Raw genomic sequence first — 13,078 nt, forward strand, 5'->3', positions numbered from 1 at the left:
TGCTTCATTTGGCGTTATTACTGGTCATTACTATTTTTATTAGTCATCGCTATCTTCATTGATCATTACTATCGGCAATGACCGCTTTACCAAGCATCACGACATCGGCGATAAATCCCTGCATATCGCAAACCTTTGGCATATAGCCCCACTGCTCAAAGCCAAGTTTACGGAACAATCCTAAGCTTGGCTGATTATGGGCAAAGATAAGCGCAACCACGTTATGGATACCTAAGCTCGGCGCTTGCGTCAGCATCCAGCGGGTCAATAAGCTGCCCAATCCTTGACCATGATGCTCTTGATGCAAGTAGATACTAATCTCCGTGCTGATATGATAAGCGGGCCGTGTATACAAATCGCTAAAGCTACCCCAAGCGACGATTGGCAAAACCATTTTTTCGACACTCATATCTGCATCTTCAAGCACAGCTCTAACAATATAAATCGGCCGCGTGTCACTATTTAGATGTTCATCAAACCAATCTTGCCGCTCTGCGCAAGTCACGGGTGTGAGATTGGCGGTTGCTTGCTTGCCGGCGATACTTTGGTTATAAATGGCTAAAATTGCGGGTAAGTCGTCTTGAATGGCACGCTGCACTATAAAGCGCTCGTTAAGTTTATAGACGGATGATGTAGGCTGTATAGAGTCATAGCCATTATCATAATCCGTCGTAGAGATAGCAGCAGGCATAGCGTTTCCATCATGAATATTCATAGATAATAATAAAAATAGGGATAAGTGATTAATAGACGTTTAGCTGTTAGCATGGTTGTTTGATTAACAACAGACTATAGGATGTTAGTAGGGCTATTTTACTTTATAATGGCTGCTTTTAAACACATCTGTTTTAAAAGTTTGTTTTAATCGCAGTGTGTTTTTCATTTTTTATTGGTCTTATCTATCATAGCTGACATTTATGAACACCTATTTTCTTGAGCAACTGATGGCGTCGCCAAACGCTTTACCGGCCAATACTATCCCAGTAGCGTTGCCGCCCTGCGTACTGACTATCGGTAACTTTGATGGCGTCCATTTAGGTCATCAAGCGATGCTGTCGCAAGTGCGTGAGCTTGCCAAAGCGCAAAATCTTGGCTCAGCTGTCATGATATTTGAGCCACAGCCGCGTGAGTTCTTTGCGCCAGCGACCGCGCCTGCTCGCCTCACCAACCTTGCCGAAAAGCAAGCTTTACTGGCAGAATACGGCATCGAGACACTAATTGTCGCCAGCTTCGATAGCGATTTTCGCTCCCTATCAGCGCAGGCATTCGCCGATATTTTGGCACTGCGCTTAAACGTCCAAGCTTTGGTATTGGGTGATGACTTTAAATTTGGTCATGACCGTACTGGTGACAGTCAGTTTCTACGCGATTATGGCTTAGATGTGACCAATCTGCACACCGTTATCGACGATAAAGGTAAAGGCGCGCGCATTAGCTCGACGCGTATCCGAGACTTATTGATGGCTGGCGATATTGACGCAGCTAACGCCCTACTGGGACGCGACTATGCGATGACAGGCGTCGTCATTGGTGGTGATAAAATCGGTCGTACCATGGACTTCCCCACTGCCAATGTCGATTTAAAACGCATCAAACCTGCCTTACATGGTATTTTTGCTGTCGATGTTGTTAGTCTCGATGACAATGGCAATGTCATACCAAATGGTCTAACCGCACTCACTGATAATGAAAATCCAGGGGTGAAAGGTCTACGTCCGCATAGCTTATTTGGTACTGCCAATCTTGGTATCAGACCGTCGGTAGATAAAGAACATGATTGGCGCTTAGAAGTACACTTTCCTAAGCTGCAAGCAGACTTATACGGCTTAACCTTGCAGGTACGCTTTTTGCATTATTTGCATGGTGAGCGCCATTATGAAAGTTTAGAGGCGTTAAAAGCAGGCATTCATAATGACGTGATTGATTTACTCGAATGGCGTGCCCAGCAGCCTGATTAAATAGATAGCTATCATTATCAGACCGATAATAAAAAACCCACAGCGTTCATAACGTTTGTGGGTTTTATTTACGGTACTACTTTTTATGTCTATACTTTATTGTTTTTAGGCGTCAGGGTGCAGACGTACATTTAATTCGTCAATAGTCTCTACCCAAGCGGCATCCTTAAACCATTCTTCTTTTAAAAAAGCGCGTTGATTGTCGTTCCAAATATGCGCATCGGTGAGCTCTTCTTCTTTGGCTAATTGATTCTTTTCAATAAATGCATCTATTGCTTCGTCCGAGCTATCCAGCCCTAATTGCGCAAAAAGTTCATTCATACTATATTCAGGTTCACCCAACATACCTTTTCTCCTTAAATGATACAGATTTAATTGTGTTTATTGTTTGGATTTACCACTTTATTGTAGCAAGCTTTATTTGAATAGCTGTAAATCAACGTTTAGCTAACGTTATCAATTGTATTGTCTATTATTTAAGCCACAAAAAAGCCCTCTAATAAGAGTAATGCCAGTCAGTTAACGCTGACTGGTATTTTTTTTGGGATATTTTTGTGGTTTACCCTTAACTACCCTCGGGCAAGATCGCTTTCTACGTTCAGGAATAACAAACAATTTTCCTTCCTCTAAAAGTGTATCTAACAACTTAGGGAAGAGTCCTGCAGCCTGTAAAGGCGCAAACCGTAACAGATCAACAATCGTAATAGACGCCATATGAAAGCTAATTCGTAGAGGGCTAACCTTAGCTCTAACTGCCATATAGCGCATCAAACGTCTTATCAGATTATAAGCAATCATAAGCCCCCAGAACTCTTGTAACACAAGCTGTGGCAGCTTACTTCTTAACACCAGCCCCTCCTGTAGATCAGACTTAATTTCCCTAAAAGCCATCTCGATCTCCCAGCGCTGCAAGTACAGCTGTGCCACTTTATCCTTAGTAAAGCGTTTATCATCTATTAAAGAGGTTATGTATCGTCTTGTCTTACCCTCATAACGACACTCAATTAATCGAGCTTGCCAAGTATCGGGTAGGTTTGGGTTTTTCTTTTGAGCTTGGGGAGAAACCGGCATTTGTATCAAGTAGTCCCCTTCACTAAAGGTTTCAATCACAGTGTAACGCAGATTATCTTTAGCCCGCATAAGCCAATGACTGTTTGGATGGGTTTGTTGCCAACTGATAAGTAGGTCTGCTGAGAAATAGGCTCTATCAAATAGCGTAATGCTATTGTCTTGAACGTTTAGCTGACGGGCTAAGGTGATCTCTCCTTGACCCATATCTCCAAGGGTTGTGTCAATGATCTCATGCGTGTCAGTATTGATCAGGCATACCGAACGCATTTGTGGATAGGGCGCCTCTTTGGTTCTGCCTTTGCTTGAACTAAAGTGCTGAAGGTTCTCATCAGTATAGGGTAGTGAGTATACGACACCGTCTACAGCTTGGACGCTAAGTCCCATAAAGTCTTGCTGCTGGGTTAGTGATTCTGTTTGGTAGTGAGCACTTAGTTGATGAAATAGCTGCTTTAGAGGTTCATGCCCGAGGCGTTGTCTTGCTTGTACGACTGCACTGGGTACACAGGCCTGTGAGTCTAGATTAAGACGCATTTGCTCTGTGATATACCAGATGGAACGGTTTCTATATAAGGCGGTACCTATGACTAGCCAAACGACATGTTCAGCAGGTAGCTTACGCCTTCTAATGCTCGCTTTGCCGGTATATTCTAAAGCTTGCTGTATCCACTCAGGATCTATTAATTCACTAAATTGTTCTAGGGTGTCTGGAATCCTTTTATGCGTCTCATTAATAGCGTTTTGTAGTCTCATAGTAAAATAGCCCATCTACTTATTAGATGGGCTATTTTATTACTTTTATTGAGTTTTTGCCTTAACTGACTGGCATTACTCTAATAAGAGGGCTTTTTAGCTTAACGATTATTTAGTTTCATGCTTATATATTAGCTTTAGCAAATTGATTGCTTATGGAAGCAGGTGTGCTACGGCATCACGCTCTTCGCTAAGCTCTTGCTCGGTGGCTGCCATTTTCTCTTTTGAGAAATCAGATGAGACATCAACGCCGTCTACGATAGACCAGTCGCCATTCTTGCAAGTCACTGGGAATGAGTAGATTAAGCCTTCAGCAATACCGTATTCGCCGTTTGAGTAAACGCCCATAGAAACCCAATCGTTCTCATCGCTACCAAGAGCCCACGTACTCATATGAGCGATGGCAGCGTTGGCAGCAGAAGCGGCAGATGACGCACCGCGAGCTTTGATGATAGCAGCGCCGCGTTGTTGTACTTCTGGGATATAGGTGTTTTCGTACCAATCACGGTCAACCAAATCTAACGCTGGTTTACCGTTAACAGTCGCAGCCGTTAGGTCTGGGTACTGAGTTGATGAATGGTTGCCCCAGATAATCATTTTTTTCACGTCATTGACAGTGCTGTCTGTTTTACCAGCCAACTGGGCGATGGCACGGTTGTGGTCTAGGCGCGTCATAGCAGTGAAGTTGCGTGGATCTAGGTCTGGTGCATTGCGCTGAGCAATAAGAGCGTTGGTGTTGGCAGGGTTACCGACCACCAATACTTTTACGTCACGGCTAGCAACATCGTTCAATGCTTTACCTTGCGCTGAGAAAATCGCCGCGTTGGCTTCTAGCAAATCTTTACGTTCCATGCCTGGGCCACGAGGACGCGCGCCAACCAATAGTGCATAGTCGACGTCTTTAAAGGCAACAGTCGCATCATCAGTTTGCACGATGTCTGCCAATAATGGGAATGCACAGTCTTCTAATTCCATGACCACACCCTTTAGGGCGTCAAGAGCTGGCGTGATTTCAAGCAATTGCAAGATAACTGGCTGATCTTTACCTAGCATTTCACCAGATGCAATACGAAATAACATAGCATAGCTGATATTACCAGCGGCACCAGTGACGGCAACACGTAAAGGCTGTTTCATTGACATTGAATACTCCCTAATTATAGATTAGATAATTCACAATTCTAATGGATGGTTGTAATAGATGGTTTTGATTGATGAATATCGTTTGAGATAGCGACCTGCTCGCTGAATATAGCAGTCATAAACCGTTCACTAGTGTAGCACCTCAGCCTATTAACCGTCTAGAGAAAGCGCGAACGCGTTTGCGGACAATACAAATTATATTGTTACATTTTATACGGATAGATAATGAGATTTTTGGCACAACATTAGAGGAGTAAGGCGTTAGAGGGACTTCAAGAAAGGTGCAAAAGAAGTATTAAAAGACGGTTTAAAAGCGTTTTAGACAGAATAATGGCTAAGATTTTAGGGGAGTTATAAGAAAAATCGCCTATATTTTTGCCATTTGTACTTTACTGTTTTATTCATTAAAGGCAGAAAGAAGGTGGTTAATGCGCAATAACTCAATGTCAAAATAGAATTATTTTCCGCCTGAAATAATAAACTTACTACCGCAGTTGTCGACGACATTGCTACAAGTGCCGAATGAGCTGCCTTCATAACATACGTGCACATCAGTCAATACCATTTGCCGGCGCGTGCCTACCTGACAAATCAAATCCACGCTATTCGCTGACATACCATTATTCAAGCGGGTCATCTGACCGACAAAACGCGATTTTAATACCGTATAGCTGTTGCCTGTATTTAACTCATTCGGTAGCTTTAAGTCGCCGGCATAATTGGTAATTTGGCGAAAATAGCTGCTAGCGCTAAGCGGGCTGCAAGCGCCATAGCGTTGCCATGCTTGGGTACGCACCGTGGTATCAGGCATGATACGGTTGACAACTTTTAACTGTAAGGGCGTCAAGCGTGGCTCACTGCCGCGGCCGCAGCGCTCGCCATAGCCCATATCGAGACCTGAAACGGTAAGCGAATAGCCTTCTAAGCACTGGCGCATACGTGCGCGCGTTGGCTGTAAGCTGCATAGCGCTGGCGTCATCTCAATCATCAACACTCGCTGACCCGGTTTGCTGGCATTCGCCGCTTGAGCTGGCAGCGTTATTGCACCCTGCAACAATAGTAACGCTGTTATACCAAACGCAGCATTACCTTTATTATTATCATACTTTGTACGTAACCAATATTTATGAAAATGCTCTGATAGCGCTGTCTTTGACATCGAGCCCACCTTTGTCTGAAGAGTTAATTGACGCTTAGCTTGCGACGATATGGGCAACTTGAAATATTTTTTAATCATAAGAAGTTAGAGCATCTAGCAATGACGAATAGGAGCTTTTAGGATTCATTGATTTCCACAATCCAAACTAAGACACTGATCACATTAGGTCGCTTGAAAGTATTTAGCCTTCTGGGAGTAAGTCCGCAGGCTGGAAGTGAGCCAACAGAAAATCCAGACGGAAACTCAAACAATGGTAGCAAATTGCTTTTTTTAATCTATAGCAGAAACGTAAACATGGCTGATGCATCGTGTAATATAGTGAGTGAAAAGTCATATCAATACATCACGCACTGCTGATATCAATTTTTCTTGCTTGATATGCCTGCACAGACAGAGGCTACAAAAAATTGATATCAGCAATACCGTCGCGTTTTTAGGATATTTTGACTATAGATCGTTTACTGCTTTTAAATGAACCCTATAAAAAAAGCCATTAACAGCGAGCAATTAATGGCTTTTTAAGAAAACAAAGAGAATTAGAAGGCGGCGGGAATGGTTCCCATGCGCTGACTAATAGGCTGACCACGGCCCAGCAAACTGCTATAGATGGTGGCGTTTTCCATTACATGCTTGACGTAATTGCGGGTCTCAGGAAAGGCAATCGACTCGACATATTGGTCGGCCGCAAGTGAGCCATAAACTGGCTGCCAACGTTTGGCATTGTTGGGTCCGGCATTGTAACCCGCTGTGGCCAAGACTGGCTGGCTGTTTAATTTACCAAAGATATCGCCCATATACCATGTGCCATAACGGATATTGGTATCGCCGCTATTGGCGCGACTAGCGCTATAAGTTTCGCCCAAATTACGTGCGATATATTTAGCGGTATCAGGCATAACCTGCATAAGTCCACTCGCCCCAACGTTTGAGCGAGCCGACGAGACAAAACGGCTCTCTTGACGCATGATGCCATACGCCCATGCCGGATCGATACCTGCCGACTGGCTGTAGCGCACGACCGCCGATTGATGCGGCATCGGATGTGATAGAGCCAAATTATTTACCGTCTCAGTATTATCAATGGCATAAATTGCTCGATCGAGCCAACCGATGTCATACGCTTGACGCGCGGCCGCAATAATCAAATTATTATCGCGATTGTCACGCGCTTTTTTCACCGCCCAGTTCCACTCGCGATTGGCATAAGCGCGGCTGGCATCGGCGTTATATAGAGCAAACGCCCGTGCAAAGTGCGGGTTTTGCATGACGCGGGCACGGTCGGCGCTACTAACGTTAGGCAAATTACTGCCACCTAAGCGGCTGGCATCAAAACGTTGACCGACTTTATCCTTGGCCATCAAACCATAGTATTCATTGCTTTTTGCAAGATTTTGATACATTTTTTTGGCAGTGTTGCGTTTGTTGGCATCACTTGATTGCTCATAAGCACGCGCCAACCAATATTGCCATTGATTGGTTTTTTGCGTTTCAGCATCCATTTTCGAGATGGCTTCGACCACATCGTCCCAACGACTAAAACGAATCGCCGCCATGGCATAATATTCGGCTTCTTCAAAGCTAAAATCATTATCTAAGCTATTACGGAACCAATCGACCGCTTCCACATTAAAACCATCGTCAGTATTGTGGTTCATACGCTGAACGCCAAGAATGCGATAAGCATAGCGACGGGTGTCATCATTTAATAACTTCGCTGCACGCTGATGGTCTTGTTTCACATCAAAATCTAATTGTAGCGCTGCCTCACGGTAGGACTTTTCTGCCAAGCGCCCCATAGCATACAAATACAGATATTGATTCATCTGGCTGTTTGGCTCGCGAGCAAAACGGCTAAAAAATGCTGAGGGATTGAGCTGAATTTCACTTAACGACGAGTAAGGAATCGGTGTACCCAACTTTGAGGACAAGGCCATAATATCGCCGGTCTTACCTTTACGCAGCATACGTTTGAGGCGCGATACCCTATCTTGATTGCTAATCAGCGCATTATTATTCATCTCTAGCGCCAATTGATCGCACAGCGCTGGCTGTTTTTTGGTGGTTAGCCAGACATCGGACTTGGCCGCCATCGCGCGCATGCTATCGCCGCCATTGTTAAAGCCAAGGGCAACGGCGCACTTTTCACTGTCATCGGCATTGGTAATGAGATTTGCCACTTGGCGTACGGCGGCATAATCATTGGAACCTGCTTTGGTTTCTGCAAAATCGGCAACCAGCTTTTCTGCCATTACCGTCTCTGGATACTGGCGGGCAAACTGTGTAACCGCTGCTGGGCTTTGTGAGTTTAGGTCCAAATTCATACGCCAATAAGGCGGATACATGGCAAATAGACCGCCACTCATCTCCTGCTCATAATTATAAAGGGCGTTGACATCACCGCGTTCTGCGGCGATAGCTGCTGCTGTAAATGAGCTTGCACCACTATCCGCTTGATAACTGCTGTTTGGCTGCGAGCTTTGCGCTTGATAGTTATCAGGCTGATAGCTTTGAGGCTGATAGTTGTCCGGTTGGTAGCTACCTTGTTGCGGATAACTATTGACATTACTGCTGGTATTATTACCCCAAGTAAGCTCAGCATAAGCCCCTTGCGACAATGCCAGCGCCCCCATCGCCGTTGCCACACTCAGCACACTGGTTTTTAGCATCGTTGTTTTATGATTTTTAGGCATATGATTTTGATAATTGGCATCTTTATCCTTGATACTTTGAGCAACTTGCGGCTTTGACATACGGACTCTCTTTATAATAAGTCTAAATAATTTGGCTAAATAAACAGTTTAAATCTAGGCTTGAAATAGTATTTTTCACCCTGCTTAAAACGCTCATTTAAACAATAGTGCGGATATGGTTGTCTGCATCATACTATACTCGTTGCACATTCAACCATCAGCTTTACTTTTCGTTAATAAATTGGATAGCCATGCGTAACACGAAGGTGTTACGGCGCTTTTACTAGGCTTAATTGTGCTAAAAGCCTTTATCTGAGTGATGGTAATAGATAAGCAATTGATACTATTATAAATAATCAAATGGCGTCAACAGTTTAAGCCCATGCTAACTTTTCACATTGATGGCAGATTATGATAAAATACGCCACCGGTTAATCGCCTACCTCGCTATATTTTTAGTCAATCATGGACTTCGCTTATGAGTGTTACTGTATTTAATCCCCGCATCGATGACGCTGCTGTTGAGAACAGGGTTACTGCGCCTGCCGTTACGGCACTCGAAGCGTCAAACTCTGTTGAAGCGTTTATTGCCCAAACTCCAGTCAATGGCAGTGGTACGCCGAAAAAAGTCTTTGTTACCACTCAAGGCTGTCAGATGAACGTCTATGACTCTGGCAAAATGCTTGATGTATTGGGCGATTCACACGGTATGGAAGTCACCCACAATATCGACGAAGCCGATGTGCTACTAATGAATACTTGCTCAATTCGCGAAAAAGCGCAAGAAAAAGTGTTTTCAGAATTGGGTCGCTGGCGCAAATTAAAAGAAAAACGCCCTGATCTGGTTATCGGTGTTGGCGGCTGCGTGGCCTCGCAAGAAGGCGATAATATCCAAAAACGTGCGCCTTACGTGGATATGGTTTTTGGGCCACAAACCTTACACCGTCTGCCAGAGCTGTATGACCAGTCGCATGAGCAGCGTTCTATCTCGCCTAAAAACCGTATCGGTACGGTGGATGTGTCATTCCCAAGTATCGAAAAGTTTGATTTTTTACCAGAACCAAGAGTAGAAGGGTTTAAAGCCTTTGTCTCCATCATGGAAGGCTGCTCAAAATATTGCTCATTTTGCGTGGTGCCTTATACGCGCGGAGAAGAATTGTCGCGTCCGCTTGATGATGTCTTGGCAGAGATTGATAGCCTCGCTGCCCAAGGCGTGCGCGAGATTAACCTGCTCGGGCAAAACGTCAATGGCTATCGCGGCGAAAAAGACGACGGCAGTATTTGCCGTTTCGCTGAGCTCTTGCATTACGTCTCGCATGTCGATGGTGTCGAGCGCATTCGCTATACCACCAGCCATCCGCTAGAGTTCACCGATGATATTATCGATGCTTATGCCAAGTTGCCAGAGCTGGTGTCACACCTGCATCTACCGGTTCAAAGTGGCTCAAATGCTATTTTGGCGGCGATGAAACGCAACCATACCATTGATGTTTATATCAATCAGATTAATAAGCTCAAAGCCATACGCCCTGATATTCACCTATCGAGTGACTTTATTATTGGCTTCCCTGGCGAGACTGATGAGAACTTCCAAGATACCTTAAACTTGGCAAAAGAATTAAACTTCGATCACTCTTATAGCTTTATTTACTCTAAGCGTCCGGGTACGCCGGCGGCAGAATTGCCTGATGATGTGAGCTTCGCAACCAAAAAAGCACGCTTGGCAGAATTTCAACAGGTTATTATTGATTCAACCCTTGCCAAAACCCATGAAATGGTCGGCACTACGACTCGCGTCTTAGTCGAGCAAGTGGCCAATCGTCATCCTGATTGCTTAATCGGCACAGCAGACAATACCCGTACCGTGATGTTCCCTTTTGACGTTGATAAAGTAGATGAACTACTGGGTAAAATCGTTAGCGTACGCGTGACCGATTTTGTCAGTCCGCATATGGTAAAAGGCGAGCTTATCGAGGTATTGGCTTAACCCTTTATAAAAAACTGTATAAATAAAAAAGCCGCTCTCTATTTAAGTAGGGAGCGGCTTTTTTGTGCGTGGATGTTAAAATTAATTGTCTTTACTGCGATAACCAATCGGTCTTCCGCAATTGCTGCTTGGTTTCGCGGCGACGTTTTTTGCGCATGATATCAATATCTTCTTTTTCATGAATACCGCCTTTTTTGAGCAGTGGATTTAGCGCCAGATAATTTCGCGGTTTTACAGCACCAAGTAAGTTTTGATTGGCTGTGGCATCTTGCTGTTCCAGCTGCCGTTCAATCTGCTTGGCCTTTTTTAAGGTTTGTTTTAAGCTCATATTGTTACCTATATTTTTAATATCTCTAAATCTGTTTTGCAAAACCAACTAACCCTTAATGCACATGACCTGTTTCAGCGTATGCACCACTTCGACTAAGTCGGCTTGGTTGGCCATCACTTCTTCAATGTCTTTATAAGCACCGGGTATCTCGTCGATGACGCCTTTGTCCTTACGGCACTCAACGCCTTCGGTTTGCGCTTTTAGCTCATCAATGGTAAATGCCCGTATGGCTTTGCCTCGGCTCATTTGTCGCCCTGCGCCATGCGAGCACGAGCAAAACGATTCATCATTGCCAAGACCTCGGACGATAAAGGATTTTGCGCCCATAGAGCCGGGAATAATCCCCAGCTCACCTTGGTAGGCACTGATAGCGCCTTTACGCGTGACATAGACTTGCTCACCAAAATGTACCTCTTCATTGACGTAGTTGTGATGGCAATTGATGGCTTCTTTGGTCAGCTGAAAACGTGGCAACCCCGCTTGTGGTGACTGCATGGCTTTAATGACCAAACGCATCATCTCACGGCGGTTTTCTAGCGCATAATCCTGCGCCCAGTCCACCGCCTCAACATAATCAACAAAACTATCAGAGCCTTCAGCAAAGTAAGACAAATCCCGATCTGGCACATGACCAAAGCGTGATTGACGCTCTTTTTTGGCAAGATTAATAAAGTACTGACCAATACAATTACCAATGCCGCGACTACCAGAATGCAGCATGACCCAGACATCATTGTTTTCATCTAAGCACAGCTCAATGAAATGATTGCCACCACCCAATGTGCCAAGTTGCTTTGCCCACGTACGCTCAAAGCCTTTGAGCATCTTGAGCAAACCTGGATGCTTATCAGTAATCGGTCTTAGGCGTTTACCTAACGGATCAAGCGTTGAGTTTTTGGCTTGGATTTGTTTGTGCATATTAAAGCCAACTGGCACTTGCTGCTCCACTACTGAGCGTAATGCCCTTAAACTATCAGGCAAATTACTTGCCGTCAGAGATAGACGCACCGCGTTCATACCGCAGCCAATATCGACACCGACTGCAGCCGGAATGATGGCGGATTTGGTCGGAATCACACTTCCAACGGTAGCGCCTTTGCCAACGTGTACATCAGGCATCACCGCGATATGCGAATGTACAAACTCCAGCTGAGCCAAATTTCGTAATTGCTGCATCGCCTCTTGTTCAATATCTGATGTATAAATCTTGACCGGTACGCCAGACTTACTATTTTCATTTAATACTAATTGAATGCTCATAATGTATTATTTCCATTTTATTATTTTAATCACCATACAAAATATATTTTAATCTACCTATTTCTTTAACTTTATAATTTACTTATTGATTACCATTAAGTAAAACACTCAATAAGTTATTTTTCATAAGAAATAGACAATAAAATACCGCTTCTTTATTGATTAAAAAATCAATAAAAATGTATGATTACTTTATGATGGACGTTTTAAAAAGAATTTTTACGCTACCAAAATATTCAGCTTAAAAATGAAAGCTTAGATAGCACACACATAAATAGTTATTTACTAAATAATAGCGTGAGCTGAGCGAGAATATTAGTGATAATAGTAAGGTAGAATTTCGAATAAACAGCTAATAGCAAACGCGAAAATGCCGTGCACGATTACGAGCTATGTTGACATAGCGCACTTAGAAGAGGGATAGAGTGAGTAGATATAGAAGGCTATGCGTTGATATCAATAAACAAGATATCACTCAATAGCTTATATATAGATTCAGCCAAACCTTTTCGAAGTCGTCATTGCTGTCATGCAGTTTATACGTTCAATCTTTGAAAACGTCTTGATGTTTAAATAGGACACGATGATTCCTCCGTAGGTTGTGGCCAATGTCAGAGCGACAATAGCAGATTAATTGGGATAATGTAGCACCTATGAAAGATAAGCGCTATAAATCAATGAGATAATAATAATGATTTAAAAAATAAAGTCAATAATTAATTTAATTAT

At 43.7% G+C, this 13,078-nt stretch carries 10 protein-coding genes; 2 read left to right on the forward strand and 8 right to left on the reverse strand.

Translation table 11 applies throughout. The features are described 5' to 3' along the window. Positions 1 to 55 precede the first annotated feature (55 nt). Complete coding sequence (locus tag RAH45_RS11055) at positions 56 to 691, reverse strand: GNAT family N-acetyltransferase (RefSeq protein WP_082894233.1); 636 nt, start codon at positions 689 to 691, stop codon at positions 56 to 58. A 253-nt stretch (positions 692 to 944) separates the two neighbouring features. On the opposite strand from RAH45_RS11055, the gene ribF reads away from it, so the two are divergent. Then, on the forward strand, positions 945 to 1,958 hold the full coding sequence (gene ribF, locus RAH45_RS11060; protein WP_068403847.1) for a riboflavin biosynthesis protein RibF: 1,014 nt from the start codon (positions 945 to 947) through the stop codon (positions 1,956 to 1,958). A 105-nt stretch (positions 1,959 to 2,063) separates the two neighbouring features. On the opposite strand, the gene RAH45_RS11065 is transcribed toward ribF, so the two are convergent. From RAH45_RS11065 to RAH45_RS11085, 5 genes are all read right to left on the reverse strand, one after another. Then, positions 2,064 to 2,303, reverse strand: a complete 240-nt coding sequence (locus RAH45_RS11065; protein WP_068403769.1) for a DUF2789 domain-containing protein — start codon at positions 2,301 to 2,303, stop codon at positions 2,064 to 2,066. Positions 2,304 to 2,477: 174 nt separating this feature from the next. Continuing rightward, a complete protein-coding gene (locus tag RAH45_RS11070; RefSeq protein ID WP_306495174.1) occupies positions 2,478 to 3,779 on the reverse strand; it encodes an IS4 family transposase in 1,302 nt (433 codons plus the stop codon). 153 nt (positions 3,780 to 3,932) lie between these two features. Continuing rightward, entirely contained in the window at positions 3,933 to 4,916 is a 984-nt protein-coding gene (locus RAH45_RS11075; protein WP_068408321.1) for a malate dehydrogenase, read from the reverse strand. 463 nt (positions 4,917 to 5,379) lie between these two features. Further along, positions 5,380 to 6,081, reverse strand: coding sequence for a T2 family ribonuclease (locus RAH45_RS11080; protein WP_068408317.1), 702 nt, complete (start codon positions 6,079 to 6,081; stop codon positions 5,380 to 5,382). A gap of 536 nt (positions 6,082 to 6,617) precedes the next feature. Beyond that, positions 6,618 to 8,831 carry a lytic transglycosylase domain-containing protein gene (locus RAH45_RS11085; protein WP_068408315.1) on the reverse strand — a complete coding sequence of 738 codons (2,214 nt, stop codon included), beginning with the start codon at positions 8,829 to 8,831 and terminating at the stop codon, positions 6,618 to 6,620. 418 nt (positions 8,832 to 9,249) lie between these two features. Between RAH45_RS11085 and miaB the strand changes: the two genes are divergently transcribed. Further along, a complete protein-coding gene (gene miaB, locus RAH45_RS11090) occupies positions 9,250 to 10,758 on the forward strand; it encodes a tRNA (N6-isopentenyl adenosine(37)-C2)-methylthiotransferase MiaB (RefSeq protein ID WP_068408313.1) in 1,509 nt (502 codons plus the stop codon). 91 nt (positions 10,759 to 10,849) lie between these two features. On the opposite strand, the gene RAH45_RS11095 is transcribed toward miaB, so the two are convergent. After that, entirely contained in the window at positions 10,850 to 11,086 is a 237-nt protein-coding gene (locus tag RAH45_RS11095) for a hypothetical protein (protein WP_227515010.1), read from the reverse strand. 48 nt (positions 11,087 to 11,134) lie between these two features. Beyond that, complete coding sequence (locus tag RAH45_RS11100; protein WP_198329180.1) at positions 11,135 to 12,349, reverse strand: RtcB family protein; 1,215 nt, start codon at positions 12,347 to 12,349, stop codon at positions 11,135 to 11,137. Positions 12,350 to 13,078 lie beyond the last annotated feature (729 nt).

Origin of the sequence: Psychrobacter sp. van23A, assembly GCF_030845275.1 — a bacterium.
In the GTDB taxonomy this organism is placed as follows: Bacteria; Pseudomonadota; Gammaproteobacteria; order Pseudomonadales; family Moraxellaceae; genus Psychrobacter; species Psychrobacter faecalis.

Bases quoted from the DNA above. Each gene is read 5' to 3' on its own strand.
- RAH45_RS11085 (WP_068408315.1), bottom strand. From the start codon at position 8,831: ATGTCAAAGCCGCAAGTTGCTCAAAGTATCAAGGATAAAGATGCCAAT.
- miaB (WP_068408313.1), top strand. From the start codon at position 9,250: ATGAGTGTTACTGTATTTAATCCCCGCATCGATGACGCTGCTGTTGAG.
- ribF (WP_068403847.1), top strand. From the start codon at position 945: ATGGCGTCGCCAAACGCTTTACCGGCCAATACTATCCCAGTAGCGTTG.
- RAH45_RS11070 (WP_306495174.1), bottom strand. From the start codon at position 3,779: ATGAGACTACAAAACGCTATTAATGAGACGCATAAAAGGATTCCAGAC.
- RAH45_RS11065 (WP_068403769.1), bottom strand. From the start codon at position 2,303: ATGTTGGGTGAACCTGAATATAGTATGAATGAACTTTTTGCGCAATTA.
- RAH45_RS11080 (WP_068408317.1), bottom strand. From the start codon at position 6,081: ATGTCAAAGACAGCGCTATCAGAGCATTTTCATAAATATTGGTTACGT.
- RAH45_RS11055 (WP_082894233.1), bottom strand. From the start codon at position 691: ATGCCTGCTGCTATCTCTACGACGGATTATGATAATGGCTATGACTCT.
- RAH45_RS11100 (WP_198329180.1), bottom strand. From the start codon at position 12,349: ATGAGCATTCAATTAGTATTAAATGAAAATAGTAAGTCTGGCGTACCG.
- RAH45_RS11095 (WP_227515010.1), bottom strand. From the start codon at position 11,086: ATGAGCTTAAAACAAACCTTAAAAAAGGCCAAGCAGATTGAACGGCAG.
- RAH45_RS11075 (WP_068408321.1), bottom strand. From the start codon at position 4,916: ATGAAACAGCCTTTACGTGTTGCCGTCACTGGTGCCGCTGGTAATATC.